The organism is Devosia sp. Micro-HW1 (assembly GCF_056341075.1).
Window position 1 is genome coordinate 2,762,780 of sequence record NZ_CP094375.1, and the last position, 18,444, is coordinate 2,781,223.

General features: G+C 66.0%; 12 protein-coding genes. 9 read left to right on the top strand and 3 right to left on the bottom strand.

The annotated features are described in order from the left end of the window. Window positions 1-89 precede the first annotated feature (89 nt). The 8 genes from trpB (at window position 90) to trxA (MQW79_RS13315) (ending at window position 11,776) form a co-directional block, all read left to right on the top strand. Window positions 90-1,304 carry a tryptophan synthase subunit beta gene (gene trpB, locus MQW79_RS13280; RefSeq protein ID WP_476584946.1) on the top strand — a complete coding sequence of 405 codons (1,215 nt, stop codon included), beginning with the start codon at window positions 90-92 and terminating at the stop codon, window positions 1,302-1,304. Further along, on the top strand, window positions 1,304-2,128 hold the full coding sequence (gene trpA / locus MQW79_RS13285; RefSeq protein WP_476584947.1) for a tryptophan synthase subunit alpha: 825 nt from the start codon (window positions 1,304-1,306) through the stop codon (window positions 2,126-2,128). The genes trpB and trpA overlap by 1 nt, the downstream gene beginning before the upstream one ends. A gap of 278 nt (window positions 2,129-2,406) precedes the next feature. Next, a complete protein-coding gene (locus MQW79_RS13290; protein WP_476584948.1) occupies window positions 2,407-3,390 on the top strand; it encodes an acetyl-CoA carboxylase carboxyltransferase subunit beta in 984 nt (327 codons plus the stop codon). Window positions 3,391-3,445: 55 nt separating this feature from the next. Continuing rightward, entirely contained in the window at window positions 3,446-4,180 is a 735-nt protein-coding gene (locus MQW79_RS13295; RefSeq protein WP_476584949.1) for a nucleotidyltransferase family protein, read from the top strand. Beyond that, window positions 4,177-7,200, top strand: coding sequence for a double-strand break repair protein AddB (addB, locus tag MQW79_RS13300; protein WP_476584950.1), 3,024 nt, complete (start codon window positions 4,177-4,179; stop codon window positions 7,198-7,200). Before MQW79_RS13295 ends, addB begins: the two co-directional genes overlap by 4 nt. Beyond that, the gene (addA, locus tag MQW79_RS13305) at window positions 7,197-10,646 is read left to right on the top strand and encodes a double-strand break repair helicase AddA (protein WP_476584951.1); all 3,450 of its coding nucleotides are present in this window, start codon (window positions 7,197-7,199) and stop codon (window positions 10,644-10,646) included. The genes addB and addA overlap by 4 nt, the downstream gene beginning before the upstream one ends. Window positions 10,647-10,814: 168 nt before the next feature. Beyond that, window positions 10,815-11,138, top strand: a complete 324-nt coding sequence (gene trxA / locus MQW79_RS13310) for a thioredoxin (protein ID WP_476584952.1) — start codon at window positions 10,815-10,817, stop codon at window positions 11,136-11,138. 314 nt (window positions 11,139-11,452) lie between these two features. Continuing rightward, on the top strand, window positions 11,453-11,776 hold the full coding sequence (gene trxA, locus MQW79_RS13315) for a thioredoxin (protein WP_476584953.1): 324 nt from the start codon (window positions 11,453-11,455) through the stop codon (window positions 11,774-11,776). Between the two features lie 7 nt (window positions 11,777-11,783). Here trxA (MQW79_RS13315) and MQW79_RS13320 read toward each other — a convergent pair whose 3' ends face one another. After that, on the bottom strand, window positions 11,784-12,581 hold the full coding sequence (locus MQW79_RS13320; RefSeq protein ID WP_476584954.1) for an alpha/beta fold hydrolase: 798 nt from the start codon (window positions 12,579-12,581) through the stop codon (window positions 11,784-11,786). Between the two features lie 144 nt (window positions 12,582-12,725). On the opposite strand from MQW79_RS13320, the gene MQW79_RS13325 reads away from it, so the two are divergent. After that, window positions 12,726-14,399, top strand: a complete 1,674-nt coding sequence (locus MQW79_RS13325) for a glycoside hydrolase family 3 protein (protein ID WP_476584955.1) — start codon at window positions 12,726-12,728, stop codon at window positions 14,397-14,399. 150 nt (window positions 14,400-14,549) lie between these two features. Here the strand turns inward: MQW79_RS13325 and MQW79_RS13330 are convergent, their stop codons facing one another. After that, a complete protein-coding gene (locus tag MQW79_RS13330) occupies window positions 14,550-15,839 on the bottom strand; it encodes a bifunctional folylpolyglutamate synthase/dihydrofolate synthase (protein WP_476584956.1) in 1,290 nt (429 codons plus the stop codon). A gap of 178 nt (window positions 15,840-16,017) precedes the next feature. Further along, the gene (gene pheT, locus MQW79_RS13335) at window positions 16,018-18,441 is read right to left on the bottom strand and encodes a phenylalanine--tRNA ligase subunit beta (protein ID WP_476584957.1); all 2,424 of its coding nucleotides are present in this window, start codon (window positions 18,439-18,441) and stop codon (window positions 16,018-16,020) included. Window positions 18,442-18,444: the final 3 nt, after the last annotated feature.

Sequence of the window (18,444 nt, forward strand, 5' to 3'; positions counted from 1 at the left end):
CGAGCGTGCCGGGCCTGCTTCTTCTGGGGCGGGCCGTCTGGCACAGGATGAGGTCCTCCCTGGACTTCGTGGGAGGATTTGGATTGAGCATGCAAAACAGCAATTCCCTGCGCAACGGTCCCGACGAGCATGGCCGCTTCGGCATTTATGGCGGACGGTTTGTTGCTGAGACCCTGATGCCGCTGATCCTTGATCTCGAACGCGAGTATCGCGCCGCCAAGGCCGATCCGGCCTATGCCGCCGAACTCCAGGACCTGGCGACCCACTATACGGGTCGGCCGAGCCCGCTCTATTTCGCCGAACGCCTCACCGATCATCTGGGTGGCGCCAAGGTCTGGCTCAAGCGCGAAGAGCTCAACCATACCGGCTCGCACAAGATCAACAATTGCCTCGGGCAGATCCTCCTGGCCAAGCGCATGGGCAAGACCCGCGTCATCGCCGAGACCGGCGCCGGCCAGCATGGCGTCGCCACCGCCACGGTCTGCGCCAAGTTCGACCTGCCCTGCACGATTTTCATGGGCGCCACCGACGTCGAGCGGCAGATGCCCAATGTGCTGCGCATGAAGATGCTGGGCGCCGAAGTCAGGCCCGTCACCGCCGGCGCTGGCACGCTCAAGGACGCCATGAACGAGGCCCTGCGTGACTGGGTCACCAATGTGGACTCGACCTATTATCTGATCGGCACCGCGGCCGGCCCGCATCCCTATCCGGAAATGGTCCGCGATTTTCAGTCGGTCATCGGCACGGAATTGAAGGCGCAGTTCCAGGAGGCCGAGGGCAGGCTGCCGGACGCCGTCGTCGCCTGTGTCGGCGGCGGCTCCAATGCCATCGGCACCTTCCATGCCTTCCTCGACGATGCTGACGTCGCCATCTATGGCGCCGAGGCCGGTGGCCATGGCATAGACGTCGAAAATGGCCATGCCGCCTCGATGACCGGCGGCCGCCCCGGCGTGCTGCATGGCAACCGCACCTACCTGCTGCAGGACAGCGATGGGCAGATCCTTGAAGGCCACTCCATCTCGGCCGGCCTCGATTATCCCGGCGTCGGTCCGGAACATTCCTGGCTGCACGATACCCGGCGCGTCACCTATGTGCCGATCACCGACAAGGAAGCCCTCGACGCCTTCCAGCTGCTGACCCGCACCGAAGGCATCATCCCGGCCCTGGAATCAGCCCATGGGCTGGCGCAGGTGATGAAACTCGCGCCGACCATGGGCAAGGACCAGTCGGTGGTGCTGTGCCTTTCCGGCCGTGGCGACAAGGACGTGGAAAGCGTCGGCAAATATCTGGGGTTCCTGAAATAATGACGTCCCGTATCGATGCCCGCTTTGCCCAGTGCAAGGCCGAGAACCGCCCCGCTTTCGTCACTTATGTCATGGGTGGCGACCCGGATCTGGCCACCAGCCAGGCCATTCTGAACGCCCTGCCGCAGGCCGGCGCCGATGTGATCGAGCTGGGCCTGCCCTTTTCCGACCCGATGGCCGATGGCGTCGTCATCCAGATGGCGGCCCAGCGCGCTCTGGCCCAGGGCCAGACCCTGCTCGGCGTCCTGGGCATGGTGGAAGAGTTCCGCCGCAAGGACGACACCACCCCGATCGTCATGATGGGCTACTACAACCCGATCTATTCCTTCGGTGTCGAGCGCTTCATCGCGGCGGCCAAGGAAGCGGGTGTCGATGGGCTGATCATCGTCGACCTGCCGGCCGAGGAAGATGAAGAACTGTGCATTCCGGCGCTCAAGGCCGGGCTCAATTTCATCCGCCTCACCACCCCGACCACCGATGACAAGCGCCTGCCCGTGGTGCTCGAGAACACCTCGGGCTTTGTCTATTATGTGTCGATGACCGGCATTACCGGCGCCGCCATCAAGTCGCGCGCCGCCGTCGGCGAGGCCGTGCAGCGCATCAAGAGCCATACCAGCCTGCCGGTCGCCGTGGGCTTTGGCATCAAGACCGCCGAAGACGCTGCCGAAATCGGCAAGCACGCCGATGGCGTCGTGGTCGGCACGGTGCTGGTGGACGCGGTGGCCAAAACCCTGGTCGATGGCAGGGCCACGGACAAGACGGTCGCCGCCGTGCGCGATCTCGTTGCCGACATCGCTGCCGGGGCGAAGCGGGCGCGGGGCTGACTTCCCCTCTCCCCTTGCGGGAGAGGGACAGCAATTCTGCGTTCAGCAGAATGGCAGGGTGAGGGGTTCCTCAAAAGCCTTTCTTCCTTCGTCACCACCGGGCTTGTCCCGGTGGTCCATGTCCAAGATGGATTGCCGGGACAAGCCCGGCAATGACGATCGGGGAGGGATTGTGCAAAGGTGCCTTGGCATCTTTGCCCTCGCATCCATCCCCTGATAAGAAATGCCACAATTGAAGCTTAGGTGAGCCGCAACAGGTTCCCGCGAAAGGCCGCGCCATGAACTGGATCGACAATTTCGTCCGCCCCAAAATCCGCTCCTTCCTCTCCAACAAGCGGGAAACGCCGGAAAATCTCTGGGTCAAGGACCCGGAATCGGGCGAGATGGTGTTCTACCGCGATCTCGAGGCCAATCAGTGGGTGGTGCCCAATTCGGGCTACCACATGAAGATCAAGCCGGTCGACCGGCTGGCGACTTTCCTCGATGAGGGCAAGTATGATCTCGTGCCGGTGCCGTCCGCGCCGCAGGACCCGCTGAAATTCCGCGCCCAGAAGCGCTATATCGACCAGCTCAAGGAAAACCGCGCCAAGACCGGCTATGAAGACGCCGTGCTGGTGGCCACCGGCAAGCTCTATGAGCGCGCCGTGACTGTCGCCGTGCAGGATTTCGATTTCCTCGCCGGCTCGCTCGGCATGGCGGCGGGGCAGGGGATCATCACCGGTCTCGAAACGGCGGTGCGTCTGAAGACCCCCTTCGTGCTCTTCGTCGCTTCGGGCGGCGCGCGCATGCAGGAAGGCGTGCTGGGCCTGATGCAGATGCCGCGCACCACCGTGGCCGTGCTGCGCCTGCGCGAAGCGGGGCTGCCCTTCTTCGTGGTGCTGACCAATCCGACCACCGGTGGCGTCACCGCCTCCTATGCCATGATCGGCGACGTGCACCTGGCCGAGCCGGGTGCGCTCATCGGCTTTGCCGGCCAGCGCGTCATCGAGCAGACCATTCGCGAAAAGCTCCCCAAGGGTTTCCAGCGCTCCGAATATCTCTATAGCCACGGCATGGTCGACATGGTCGTGCATCGCCACAACCTGCGCTCCACCATCGGCTCGCTTGCCGCCATCCTCACCAATGCGCCGCCCAATGATGCCATCGCGTCGAGCAATGCCAAGGCCATCACCGCCCAGGCGAGCCTCCGCGACGCGGCCGTCGCCGCCGAAGGCGATGACGACGAGATCGATCCGCCGGCCGCTGCCGCCCACGCCGAGTAGGGCGTGATTATGTTGCGGGCTGGACAGGTCCATCCCGCAACTGTTCTATCCGGGCATGGAAAAAGACGCCCGATTCCCTGATGTGATGCTGCTGGCCGCCGGGCTGGGCACGCGTTTGCGGCCGATCACCGAGACCGTGCCCAAGCCCCTCGTGCCGGTGGCCGGAATGCCGCTGATCGAGCGTATCATGGTCAATGCCCGGGCCGAGGGCGCCAGGCGCTTCGTCGCCAATGCCCATTACCGCGCCGACCAGCTGCTGGCCCATTTCGGCGGCCTCTTGAAGGTCAATCGCGAGGCCGACCTGCTGGGCACCGGCGGCGGGGTCAAGGCGGCCCTGCCCATGCTCCATTCCGATCCGTTCTTCGTGATGAATACCGACGCCTTCTGGCCTGCGGGGAGCGATGCGCCCATGGCGCGGATGCAGGCGCGATACCAGAGCGAGGAGGACATTGTCCTGCTCTGCGTGCAGCCCCATCGCGCCACCGGATTTGGCCGCAGCCACGATTTCTGCCTCGATCCCATAGGCCAGATCACCCTCGATTACGGGGCACCGGTCATCTATGCCGGGGTGGCGCTGATGGGCAAAACCCTCTTTGCCGAGACGCCCGATGGCGCCTTTTCGCTCAACCGGCTGTTCGAGGCGGCGCTGGAGCGCGAGAGCTTGAAGGGCGTGGTGCTCGATGCGCCCTGGTTTCATGTCGGGGATCCCGAAGCGCTCGCGGCGACCGAACGGGCCCTCGCCACGGCCGGAGAGGCGCGCGGCGCAGCCGGAGAGGCGCGCGGAGCATGAGCCTTTATTCCATCGCCCCGCACCGGCCCTTCCTGCCCTGCCTGGTCGAGGCGGTCATGGACGGGCGGCTTCTCGGGGGCTGGGATCGCAGCGGGCCGTTCTGGCTCTCCGATGTCACCATCATCCTGCCCACGCGCCGCGCCCAGGAACGCCTCGCCGACGCCTTTGCCGCCCATCCCGACTTTCGGGGCCTCCTGCCCGATCTCAGGACTTTTGGCGGCGAAGTGGGAGATGAAGAGCCGTTCCTGCCGCCATTCGACGCGCCGCCGCTGCCGGGCCGCGCCTCCAGCCTTGAACGGCGGCTCAAGCTGTCGAGCCTCGTGGCCGCCTGGGCAAGAAGCGAGGCCGGCAGGCAGGCCTTTGCGACCCCGCCCACCGCCGCCGAAATTTTCTCCATGTCCGAATCGCTCGGCACGCTGATCGATGATCTGGCCATCGAGGAACGCAGCCCCGCCGACATTGCCGCTCTTGGCGCCGATATGGCGCAGGAGCTGGGCGATTACTGGCAGCAGACGCTGCAGTTCCTCGACATCGCGCTCAAGGCCTGGCCGCTCTGGCTGGCCGACGAGAACCGGGCCGATGCCGCGCAGCTGCGGGGTCTCCGGCTCGACCGGCAGGCCGGCGCGGCGGGTTTTCTCTATGGCGAGCGGCCGGTGATCGCGGCCGGTTCGACCGGCTCGATCCCGGCCACGGCGCGGCTGCTGGCAACCGTGGCCAACCTGCCGCGCGGGGCCGTGGTGCTGCCCGGCCTCGACATGGCCATGACGCCGGACATGCACGCGGCGCTGCTCGATCCCGCGACCAATCCGCAGGGTCACCCGCAATATGGCCTGGCCCAGTTGCTCCGGCGCCTGGATTCGGGTGTCGGCCAGGTGACCGAGCTCTGTACCCATGAGCATCCACGCACGCGCCTGGTCAATCTGGCGCTGGCGCCGACAGCGGCGACCGCCCTCTGGTCGGAGCAGCGCTTTGATGACCTGACGCTGGCAGCGGCGCTTGAAGGCGTCTCGATCATCCGGGCCCGCAACGAGGACGAGGAAGCCCGCGCCATGGCGCTGGCGGCGCGCGCCGCGCTGGAACAGGAAAAAAGCGTCGGTATCATCACCCCGGACCGCAACCTGGCGCGGCGGATCGCCGCCGAATTGCGGCGCTTCGACATCGTGGTCGATGACGCGGCGGGCACGCCGCTCTTTCACGCGCCGGCCGGCCGGCTTTCCCGGCAGGTGCTCAACCTGGTGGAAGGCGGTTGCGCGCCCGTCGACCTCCTGGCGCTGCTGCGCAACCGGGCGACGACGCTGGGTCTGGGGCGCGGGGCCATGGCGGCGCTGGCCGACGATATCGACCTTGGCCTGTTGCGCGGGCAGCGGCCGGGACCGGGCATGGCGGGCCTGCGATCCATCCTTACCGCGCATCTGGCCGGTGAGCTTTCCTATCCCGCGCGCACGCTCTCGGCTGAGCGTGGACAGGAGATTGCCGACCTCTTCGACCGCCTCGAAATCGCCATCGCGCCGCTGGTAGCCTTGTGCCGGGGCACGCTGCTCTCGGCCTCGGACCTTGCGCTGGCGCTGGGACAGGCGATTGCCGCCATCAGTCCCGAAGCGCCCCTGCCCGGGCGCGAGGAGTTGCTGGCCTGGGTCGAGAGCATGGAAAAGTTGTCAGGCGAAGGCCACCGCTTCGCGCCCTATGGGCTCGACGATGTGCTGGCGGCGCTGATGGCCGGGGTCGAGGTTCGCACATCCGTGCCCGAGGACCGGCGCACCGACATCGCCATCTGGGGCCAGCTCGAAGCGCGGCTGATGAGCCCCGATATGCTGATCCTGGGCGCGCTCAACGAAGACAAATGGCCGGGCACGGCCGATCCGGGTCCCTGGCTCAGCCGGGGCATGCGGCTGGGTGCCGGGCTCGAGCCGCCCGAGCGGCAGCAGGGTCTGGCCGCCCATGACTTCGCCCAGGCCATGGGCAATGCGGAGGTCGTCATCGCCTATGCCGACCGGGTCGGGTCGAGCCCGGCGCTGCCCTCGCGGCTGGTGCAGCGGCTGGACGCCTTTATCGGCGAGGCGGCGGGCAAGACCCTGCGGGCCCGCGGACAGGTCTGGACGGCGGCGGCGCGCCAGCTCGATGCCGTCGCCGCCGTGACCGCAGCGCCGCGCCCGGCGCCCAACCCGCCTGTCGCCACCCGCCCGCGCAAACTTTCGGTGACCGAGGTCGAGACGCTGATGCGCTCACCCTACGATCTCTATGCCAAGCATGTCCTGCGCCTCCGGCCGCTCGATGCGCTGGGCGAGGATCCCGACGCCCGCGAGCGCGGCACCATCATCCACGCCATCCTCGCGCGCTTTGTCGACGAAAAATGCGATCCGGCCGATCCGGGTGCCTTTGCCCGGCTGATGCAGATTGCCACCGAGGAATTTTCCGGGCTCGACGCCATCGGCGAGCGCCGCGACATCTGGCTCAAGCGCTTTGCCACGGCGGCCGAACAATTCCTCGATTTCGAGCAATCCCGCGCCCATCGTGTGCGGGAGCGCCGCGCCGAAGTCGACGGGCGCTGGGAGTTCAAGCTCGAAGAGCCCTTCGCCATTACCGGCACGGCCGACCGGGTGGACCTTCTGGTCGATGGGACGCTTGAAATCCTCGACTTCAAGACCGGCTCGCCGCCGGCCCCGGGCACGATGCGCGCCTTCGAGGCGCCGCAATTGCCGGTCGAGGCGCTGATGGCGCGCCATGGTGGTCTTGACGGGGTGGCGCCGGCCGAAACCAGCGCCCTGACCTATATCAAGATCGGTCTCGGCCCCGACGCTTTCCGGCCCAGCGCCTTTGCGCTGCCCGAGGATATGAGTGTCAGTGAGGTCGCCGACGACATCTGGCGGCGCATGCAATCGCAGATCGACTATTTCCTGATGCGGAGCAATCCGATGCCGTCGCGCCTCCTGCCGGTCAAGGGGCAGCGCTTTGCCGGCGCCTATGACCATCTGGCGCGGGTGGCGGAGTGGACGGCGGTCGATGGGGAGGACGAGCCATGAATGATCGCGGCGACGTCGATCCGCCTTTCAACACGCGCACCAGCCAGGCGCTGGCCAGCGACCCGGATTATTCCATCTGGGTGGAGGCCAATGCCGGCTCGGGCAAGACCTTTGTGCTGACCAATCGCGTGCTGCGCCTGCTGCTGGTGGGGGTGAGGCCGCAATCCATTCTCTGCCTCACCTATACCAAGGCGGCGGCGGCCGAAATGCGCAAGCGCGTCGGCGCGCGCCTGGCCGAATGGGCGGTCGACGAGGCCGCGACGCTGAGCCGGAAACTGCTCGAGCTGACCGGCCGCGTGCCGACGGCGCGGCAGATGGAGGATGCGCGCACCCTCTTTGCCAAGGCGCTGGAAACGCCGGGTGGCCTCAGGATCCTGACCATCCATGCCTATTGCGAGGCGGTGCTGCATCGCTTTCCCATCGAGGCGGGGGTGCCCTTCGATTTTGCCGTCATCGAGGAGGATCGCCAGGCTAATATGCTGCTGGCGGCCCGTGAAGGCGTTCTGGCCGAGGGTCTGCGCGGCGGCGCGCATGCCGGGGCGGTGGAAACGCTGTTCGGCCTCCTCAGCGACCACGCCATCGCCGAGGCCATTGGCGCAGCGCTCGGGGAAGGCGCCCGGCTCAAAGCCGTCCTCGCCGATCTGCCCGGCGCCAAGGCGCGCCTGCGGGCGCTGGTGGGCGGCACGGTCAGCGCCAGCGACATTGCCGTAGCCATCGTCAATGAAACCGCCCTGACACGGCCTGTCTGGCGCGAACTCGTCGAGAGCTTCGATGCCGACCCGGGCAGGACCAAGGGGGCGCGCTTCATCGATCTGGTTGCCCGGCTCGATCCCGACCGGCTGACAGCCGAACAGCTTGCTGACCTGTTCCTCACCCGCAAGGACGGCGAGACCCGCCCCCGCGCCAACCTGCTCAATGCCGATCAGCGCAAGCAGAAGCCGCTGCTGCAGCCCCTGCTCGAGGCGGAACGGGAACGTGTCCTGGGACTTGAAGCCCAGCTGACCGGCGCGCTGCTTGTCGAGCGCAGCGAAGCCGTGCTCGATGTCGTCGCCGCCATCGTGGCGCGCTACGAGGCCGAAAAACGCCGCCATGCCTTGCTCGATTTCGATGACCTGATCGAAAAGCTGGGCGACCTCTTCGCCAATCCCGCCATTGGCCCCTGGGTGCAGTACAAGCTCGATGCCGGCATCGACCATATTCTGGTCGATGAAAGCCAGGACACCAACGAGCAGCAATGGCGCGTGGTACGGGCGCTGGAGCGGGAATTCTTCAGCGGCGACGGTGCCGTGACGCGTCCACGCTCCATCTTTGCGGTGGGCGACCAGAAACAGTCGATCTATTCCTTCCAGGGCGCGCAGCCGGCTTTGTTCGGGCAGACCGGGCGCGATGTCGAGAAACGCGCGGCCAATGCCAACAAGCCGTTCCGGAACGTCAAGCTCCATACCAGTTTCCGGACGCTGCGCGGCATTCTCGATGCGGTCGACCTGGTCTGCGACCGCCCCGATATCCAGAAGGCGCTGCTGGCCGAGGACAAGGTCATCCACGAGCCCGCCCGCGTGCAACCGGGCGGCACGGTGACGATCTGGCCCCCTTCCGTCGAGGAAAAGGCGGGCCGCGACATCTCGGCCTGGCCGGTGAATGTGGTCGAGGCCGAGCAGAGCGCCAATCGCAAGGTCGCCCTGCGCATTGCCCGCGAAATTCGCCTCTGGATCGACCAGGGCCGCATGCTGGGCGAGCGCAATCGTCCGGTCAGCGCCGATGATGTCCTGATCCTGGTGCAGAAGCGCGGCGCCCTGTTCCAGGAAATCATCCGGGCCCTGCGCGGCGAAGGCCTGCCCAGCCCAGGGGCCGACCGGCTGGCCGTCACCGGCCACATTGCCGTGCTCGACCTCCTGGCGCTGATCGACGTGCTGCTCAACCCGGCCGATGACCTGCAACTGGCGGCCCTCTTGCGCTCGCCGCTCTTTGATCTCGACGAGGATGCTCTGTTTGCCCTGGCCCAGCCGCGGGCGCGGGGACAGACCCTGTGGTCGGCACTCGCGGGTTCGACGCAGCCGGCGGCAACCGCCGCGGCCGAACAACTGGGCCGCTGGCGCGCCGAACTGGATATGGAACGGCCCTTCGAGTTTCTCTCCGGCGTGCTCTATGCCGGGGGCGGGCTCCGCCGCTTCCATGCGCGGCTGGGCCTTGAAGTGGACGATGTCCTGTCCGAACTTCTGGAGCTGGCGCTCACCCACGAACAGGGGGCGCAGCCCTCGCTGCAGGGCTTTGCCGCCGAGATGCGCCGCCGCGCCGTGACCATCAAGCGCGAACTGGCCGAGAGCGGCGGCGGCGTGCGGGTGATGACCGTGCACGGCGCCAAGGGGCTGGAAGCGCCGATCGTCATTCTCGCCGATGCCACGACCAAGCCTACCGGCAAGCAGACCGGCAGGAGCGTCTACGTCATCGACAGGCCCCACGGGCCCCTGCTGATCCACGCCGCCTCCAGGGCCCAGCATGTCCCGGCGACCGCCGGCCTCCGGCAGGATATTGACGGCACCCTGGCCGAAGAATACTGGCGCCGTCTCTATGTCGCCATGACCCGCGCTGAAGACGAGCTTTATGTCATCGGCGCGCTGGGCGGCGCCCAATCCCCTGAAACCCAGCTGGCCTCGACCTGGTATGACGCCATAAAATCGGGTCTGGGCGAACGGGCCGAGCCCATTGTCGATGCCGAGGGCATTGAGACGGCGCTTGTCTATCCGGCCGCCCAGCCGCAGCGCCTCGGTGCGGTGCCGGAGGCTCCGGCTTTGTCAGGCGTCGCGCCCTTGCCCGCCCCAGTCTCGGCGCCTGCGCGCGTGAAGGTGGTTCGCCCTTCCCGTGCCGGAGCCACGGGGCGCCGCCCCGCCATCCTTGAAACCAAGGCCGAGGCAGTGCGCGACGCCGAAACGGCGCGCCGTGAGGGCATCGCCCTGCACGCTCTGCTCCAGCATCTGGGCCGGGTGGCCCCCGCCGACTGGCCGCGCGTGGCGCCGCGGGCACTCGAGGCCCTGCTGCCCGACCACGCTTCCCTGCATGTGGCCATCGCCGAAAAGGCCATCTCTATCCTGTCACGACCTGACCTTGCCGTGCTCTTCGGTCCGCAGAGCCGCGCCGAGCTGCCTTTCCGCGCCGAACTCAATGAGCGGGGGAAACCTGTGGCGCTCAGTGGCCGGATCGATCGCGTGGTTGTTGACGACTCGGGTGTGCTGGTGGTCGACTACAAGTCCGACGCGGTCGTGCCTGAGGGAGCCGATACCGTGCCGGGGAGTTACCTTACCCAGCTTGGATTGTATGCACTGGTTGCAGGTCAGCTTTTCCCCGGGCGCCCCGTGCGTGCTTCTATCCTGTGGACAGAGTTGGAATCATTGATGAATTTGCCGGATGGGTTGCTCGCTGCTGCCCGCTCGGATTTCACCCTGCGGTGATCGGGCTTGTTGCAAGGCTGGACTCTCACCAGCTTTGGGAGCAAACAGACCGCCGCTTCCGGACCGGGCAGCTCCGCCCGGTCGGGATCTGAAATATCCCGTCGCACCAGATGCATGAGGCCAGGGGCCTCACGCGAGGGTGCAACAGACAAAAAAGGCATGAAAACCATGACCAAAGCCGTTTCCGAAGCCACTTTCGGCCAGGAAGTCCTGAGCTCCAACGAACCCGTCCTGGTGGATTTCTGGGCCGAATGGTGCGGTCCCTGCCGCGCCATCGCGCCGGTCCTTGACGAGCTTTCCTCGGAACTGCAAGGCAAGGTGAAGATCGTCAAGCTCAATGTCGACGAGAACCCGGGCATTGCCGCCCAGTATGGCGTGCGCTCCATTCCGACCATGATCCTGTTCAAGGGCGGTGAAGCGGCCGACATGAAGATCGGCGCCGGCACCCCCAAGGCGGGCCTGACCAAGTGGCTCGAAAGCCACGCGGCCTAGTTCGCCAGTCGAGACTTTTTGAAGCACCGCCGGAGCGATCCGGCGGTGTTTTTGTTTGGGTGCTCGAAACGAGATACTGCCTGTCGTACCCCCACCCTTGATCCCTCCCCACAAGGGGGAGGGAGACGATGAACACTGGCGCTTACCCCTGCGCCTCCCTCCCCTTGATGGGGAGGGATTGAGGGTGGGGTGACCTCACCCCCAGAGCCCGCGCCAAAGCAAACTCTCGCGGCCAAGTCCCGCGAAAATCCATCCCTTCCCCCGGGCCCGCGACTCGTCCTAGCCTCATCGGTCTATGCCGATGGAGGACTGGTATGGCGCTCAATGTGACTGACAGCAATTTCGCTCAGGAAGTGCTGGCTTCGGATAAGCCGGTTCTGGTGGATTTCTGGGCCGAATGGTGCCCGCCCTGCAAGGCCATGTCGCCCACCATCGAGGCCCTCGCCGAGGAGCTTGCGGCCACCGTCAAGATCGTCAAGCTCGACGTGGACAGCAATCCCGGCACGACCGTTCAGTACAATGTGCGCGCCATGCCGACCCTGATCATCTTCAAGGGTGGCCAGCCGGTGGACCTCAAGGTGGGCGCCGGCCAGAGCCGCGTGCAGCTGATCAAGTGGCTCGAGCAGCACGCGGCCTGATCTGCGCTCAGGGCCTGGCCAGGAATTCCAGGATCACCGGCGCCAGCACCGCCGGGTCATAGCCGTGATCCTGCCCTTTCAGGGTGCGCCGCTCCGCTAGGGGCAGGCCACGCGCCACCCAGTCGGCGCCGGCGCTCATGAAGTCAAAGCTCTGATCGCCATTGAGCACCAGAGCAGGCGCCGTGATCCCTTCCCATCTCCTGGGCGGGTCATCGCCCTGCCGTGCCTCGGCCAGGACGCGATAGTCGTGTTCGAGCGTGAGCCCCACCGCCGCATAGGCCGACCAGACCGGGGACTGGCGGAAGTCGTCCAGCGCTTCGGGCGCCATCACCTCCCCCAGAAAGCGGATCATCATCTCCTCCCCCCTGCCGTCGCGCGCCAGCTCGGCCATTTCGGCATGGTCGTTCTTGTAGTCCTGCGCGTTTCGCGTCGGATCGATGGGTGGCTCGTAGAGCACCAGGCCCTTGATCGCGGCGCCGAGCGTGGCCGCCGCCTCCACCGCCAGTACGGCGCCCGACGACATGCCGAAAAGGCGCGCCTCCCCACCATGAGCCGCGATCAGCGCGGCAATGTCCTCCACCTCCCGGGCAACCGAATAGGGGGCGGTATCGCTCGACTCGCCGCGTCCCCGGCGATCGTGGATCAGCACGGTGAAATGCGGCGCCAGCAGCCGGGCCAAAGCCGGCGTTCCCTCCTGATCTACCGCGCGGTGCTGGGTCGCGCCGGCGACACAGATGAGCAGCGGGCCGCTTCCATAGTCATCGTATCCGATGCGGGTTCCATCCCTGGACATGACACTGGCCATGGTCTTCCTCCTGTTGGTCACACGCCAACGACGATCCGCCAGGGCCGGTTTCGACAAGGGTCTTCGCACACCCGCCTTGTTCGGGTCCCTCTGCTGCTGATAAGCATGGCATAACAATAACGACAACACGTCGAGGAGCCCGCCTTGGCCGCCATCGATCTTTCCGCCGCCCCCTTCAATCTCGACGAAGAGGCGATCGCCTGGGTCAGTGATACGCGCGAGAAACTGAGCCCGCGCGACAAGCTGGCCCAGCTCTTCGTGCTGCTCTCGCGCGGCGCGCCCGAAGAGGCGCTGGAAGCCATCCGCGCCTTCAAGCCCGGTGGCATTACCCGCATGTTCTCGGCGAACCTCGCCGATGAAATCGCGCTGATGCGCCAGATCGACACGGCCGGTCCAGTGCCCATGACGGTCAGCGCCGATCTCGAAGGCAGCCGCATGAGCCTGCCCTTCGGCACCGAAGTGCCCAATCCGCTGGGTCTGGCGGCGGTCGACGATGTCGAAGCCACCACGGCCATTTCCACCATCATGGCCGAGGAAGCCCGCGCCGTCGGGCTCAACTGGAGCTTTACCCCGGTCATCGACATCAACAAGGCCTTCCAGAGCGCCATTGTCGGCACCCGCTCCTATGGCGAGGATGTCGAGCGCATCGAGCGCCACGCCCTGGCACAGATCGCCGCTTTCCAGGCCAAGGGCGTTGCCGCCACGGTCAAGCATTGGCCGGGCGAAGGCTATGACGATCGCGACCAGCACCTGGTCACCACGGTCAATCCGCTGACCCTTGCCGAATGGGAAAAGACCTTTGGCCGGCTCTATCGCGCCGCCATCGGTGCCGGCGTTCTCAGCGTCATGTCGGCCCATATCGCCTTTCCCGCCTTCGTGCGCGAGCTCGATCCCGATGCCGGCGCCGAGGCCTATCGCCCGGCCACCCAGAGCGCCGTGCTCAACCAGACCCTGCTGCGCGACAAGCTCGGTTTCAATGGCCTCATCGTCTCCGACGCCACGCCCATGGCCGGCTTTGGCGACTGGGGCCCGCGCTCGGAGACCATTCCGCAGTGTGTGATTGCCGGCTGCGACGTCATCCTGTTTTCCGACGATGCCACTGCCGACCTCATGTATCTGGTCAAGGCCGTGGCCGATGGCCGCCTGACCCAGGAGCGCGTCGACGAAGCCGTGACCCGCGTGCTGGCGCTCAAGGCGGCTCTGGGCCTGCACAAGGCCGACCGGCCCGAGCCGGCGCTGACGACCGCCGAAGTGATCATGGCGCGCTCGGAAAGCAAGCTGACGGCGGCTTCGGTGACATCGAGGGTGCCGACCCTGGTCAAGGACATTGCCAATCTCCTGCCCCTGTCCCCCGCAAAACACCGCAAGGTGCTGATTTTTTCGACCGGCTCCATCCAGCCCTTCGCGCCGGTCCCGCTGCCGCTGTCCCTGCCGGACCTGCTGCGGCAGGAAGGCTTTGAAATCACCGAATACACGCCGGATATGCAGGTCAACCCGCGGGATTTCGACCTCGTCCTCTATCTCCTCTCCGAGGAAACCCTGCTGACGCGGCAGCGCATCTTCCTCAACTGGCGGGCGCTGACCGGCAATGTGTTTGGCGCCATGAAGCGCTACTGGCACGACGTGCCGACGCTCATGGTGTCGCTGGGCTACCCCTATTATCTCCACGACGCGCCGCGCGTGCCCACCTATGTCAACGCCTATGGCAGCAACGAGGACATGCAGGCCGCCGTGGTCGAATGCCTCCTGGGCCGCAAGCCGTTTGCGGGCAAGAGCCCGGTGGATGCGTTTTGCGGCAGCGAACAGGCGAAGTACTAGCTTGTTGTTCGCCCCAGCGGGCACGGCATTCCCACACCCACTGGACCGCCCTCGGACTTGATCCGAGGGCCAGGCGTCACATCCACGGCGTTTGGAGTGGTCCTCGGGTCAGGCCCGAGGACGGCGCTGTGATTGGGGAAGCGGGTGAAGCTAATCCGGCCGCGTGCCGTTCTTGGCCAGCACGTCACCCGCGAGATACAGCGAGCCGCAAATCAGCACGCGCGCATTGTCGATCTCGGCGACGGCCTTGAGCGCCGTGGTCAGCGAGCGCGCGGCCCTGGCCGGAAAACCCTGCGCCCGGGCGCGGGCGGCAATCTCTTCGGCCCCATGCGCATTGGCCTCGCCCGGGATGGTCAATGTCAGAATCTGCGTGGGATGCAGGTCGCGGAACGGGGCCAGGAAGTCCTCGGGCGCGCGGGTATTCATCATGCCCATGATCATTATCAGCGGCTTTTCCTTCATGCCGGCAATGGTGCGGGCCAGGGCTGCCGCGCCATGGGGGTTGTGTCCGCCATCGAGCCAGAGCTCGTGGCCCGGCGGCAGGAGATCGCGCAGCTTACCCGTGCGGATGGGCTGCATGCGGGCCGGCCAGGCGACGCGCCGCAGCCCCTCGGCAAAACCCTTTTCATCCACCGGCAGGCCGAAATGGCGCGCGGCGGCAATGGCCAGGGTCGCATTGTCGAACTGATGCGGGCCGGGCAAAGCCGGGGGCGGCAGGTCGAGCAGGCCCCGTTCATCCTGATACTCCAGGCGTCCATCCAGGCTCGATCCGTGAAAATCTTCGCCCTGCCAGAGCGGTGTTACCCCCAGACGATGGGCCGCCCGCGCCAGCACCGGCCGCGCCTCGTCGCGCTGCAGGCCCATCACGGCCTTGGCGCCGCGCTTGAGGATACCGGCCTTGCTGACGGCGATTTCGGCGACCGTATTGCCCAGAAAACCCTGATGATCGAGGTCGATGGGGGTGATGACGGTGCCCAGTGGGTGCTTGATCACATTGGTCGTGTCATAGGTGCCACCCATGCCGGTTTCGAGCAGCAGATAATCGGCTTGGGTCTCGGCAAAGAGCTTGAAGGCGGTGACCGTCGTCACCTCGAAAAAGGTGATCGGTGCGCCGCCATTGAGCGCTTCCACTTCTTCGAGTGCGGCATTGAGCATGCGCGTGCCGACCAGTGTCCCAGCAAGGCGGATGCGCTCGTTGAAGCGCACCAGGTGGGGAGAATTGTAGACATGCACCGACTTGCCTGATGCCTCGAGAAAGGCGCGCAGATAGGCGATGGTCGAGCCCTTGGCATTGGTGCCCGCGACATGGATGGTCGGGGGCAGGCGATCCTGCGGATTGCCCAGTTTTTCGAGCAGCGGCAGCATGCGATCGAGACTGAGATCGATCAGTTTCGGATGCAGTTTCGACAGGCGGGCTAGGATGGCGTCGGTGCGGGACATGCTTACTTCCCAAGATAGGCTCAATGCCGGTCAACCACCGGCCCGGCACCTCCCCCTTGACGGGGGAGGTTGGGAGGGGGTGCGTCACGCACACAGCGCTCGCCAATCCCCCACCCCGCTCCGCTAGGCCCCTTTGGGGCAAGCTGCGCTGCCCTCCCGCAAGGGGGAGGGAGAAGAGCTACTTCCGCAGTTCCCCACCAGTCGTCTTGGTCACTGCCGCGACGACCGCGGCCGAAACCTTGTCGATTTCCTCGTCGGTCAGCGTCCGGTCCCTGGGCTGCAGCGTCACCTCGATGGCGACGGACTTCTTGCCCTCGCCGACATGGGCGCCTTCGAAAACGTCGAAGATGCCGACATCCTTGATGAGACCCTTGTCGGCGCCACGGGCGGCCTTGAGGATCGACGCCGCCGAAACGGTGCGGTCCATGACAAAGGCAAAATCGCGGAAAACCGGCTGGAAGGGGCTGAGCTCGAGGGCCGGCTTGGTGCGGGTGGCCTTCTTGCGCGGTTCGGGCAGGGCATCGAGATCGATCTCGAAGGCCGCCACCGGGCCCTCGATGTCGAGCTCGGCAGCGAGCGCCGGATGCAGTTCGCCGAACCAGCCCAGGGTCACCTTGGGCCCGAGCGCCACGCGACCGCCGCGGCCCGGATGGCTCCAGGCAGCGGCTTCGGGCAGGACCTGCACCTTTTCGATATCGACGCCCAGTGCGTCGAGCGCGGCGGCAAGATCGGCCTTGGCATCCCAGACGGTGACCGCCTGCGCCTTGCCCGACCAGTGGCGGCCGGCGCCATTGAGGCCGGCCGTGCCTGTGCGCACGCCCGAAGCATAGGTGTGCTGGCCTTCTGGCCGGTCGGAGAGGAAAATCTGCCCCACCTCGAACAAGGCCACATCGGCAAAGCCGCGATTGGCATTGCGGCGCGCTCCGGCAATGAGGCCCGGCAGCAGCGAGGGCCGCATGTCGGTCATGTCGGAGGCAATGGCATTGGCCAGCTGCCGGTCTTCACTCCCACCACCAAAACGGGTGGCATCGTCATGGGAGATAAAACTCCAGGTGACGGCCTCGTCGAGCCCGCGCGCCGCCAGCGCCCTCCGGGCGATCCGCCGACGGTTCTGGATCGTGGTCAGCATTTGTGGCGCGACATGGTTGAGGCGCGGCAAAGGCTCCTTGGGCACATTGTCGACACCGACCATGCGCATGACTTCTTCAACGAGATCCGCCTTCTGCGTCACGTCAGGGCGCCAGCTCGGCACCTTCACGGTCCGCGTCGGGCCGGAGCCTTCGACGGCAAAGCCGAGTCTGGACAGAATGGCGTCGATCTCGCTCGGCTCGACCGAAAGGCCGGTGAGGCGCTTGACCTCGGAGAGCGGGAAGTCGACCACGGTATTGGGGAAGACGTCTTCGCCCGAAATCGCCGGCTCCATGGCCGCGCCGCCGCAGAGTTCCAGCACGAGCCGGGTGGCCAGTTCCATGCCCGGTTCGGTCAGGGCCGGATCGACGCTGCGTTCGAGCCGGTAGCGGGCATCCGAAACGATGCCGGTCTTGCGGCCCGTCTGGGCGATGAGATCAGGGTCCCAGCTGGCGCATTCCATGAAGACATTGGTGGTTTCCTCGGTAACGCCCGAGCGGATGCCGCCCATTATGCCGCCCAGGCAGAGCGGGCCCTTGTCATCGGCAATGACGGTCATTGAGGCGTCGAGCGTATAGACCTTGTTGTCCAGCGCATCGAATGCTTCGCCGCGCGCATTGCGCAACACCATCTGGCCCTCGACCTTGTCAGCGTCGTAGGCATGCAGCGGCCGCCCCCAGCCGAGCGAGACAAGATTGGTGATGTCGACCACGGTATTGATCGGACGAAGGCCCACGGCACGCAGGCGCTGCTGCAGCCAGTCGGGCGAGGGGCCATTCTTGATGCCCTTCAGATAGCGCCCGGCAAACTTGCGAATCGCCTTGGGTTCGTCAGCCGAAAACTGGTGTGGCAGCGGCGCAATCGGGCTCTTGCCGGTCGAGGGCATGGGCGAGAAGTCGGTTGCTTTCAGCGTGCCGAGGCCAAAGGCGGCGAGATCGCGCGCCACGCCATAGACGCCGGTGGCGTCGCCCCTGTTGGGGGTGATGGAAATGTCGAAGACCACGCCATTGATGCCGGCATAGTCGACATACTTTTCGCCCACCGGTGCGTCGTCGGGCAGTTCGATAATGCCGTCATGGTCTTCGCTGAGCTCGAGCTCGGCAGCCGAGCAGAGCATGCCATTGGACGGGGTGCCGCGAATGACGACGCCGGCCTTCAATTCAAAATCCTTGCCCGGAATATAGGTGCCGGGGAAGGCAAAGACGCTCTTCATGCCGGTTTTGACATTGGGGGCGCCGCAGACCACATCGATCATCTCGCCGGTGCCGGCATCGACCTTGCACACATTGAGGTGGTCGGAATTGGGATGCGGGGTGGCCGACACCACATGGGCGATGACAAACTTTTCCAGCGCCTTGCCCTGGCTTTCAATGCCTTCCACTTCAAGGCCGATCATGGTCAGCGCCTTGCCGATCTCGTCGGCCGAAGCGGTGGTGTCCAGGTGTTCCCTAAGCCAGTCGAGGGTGAATTTCATTTT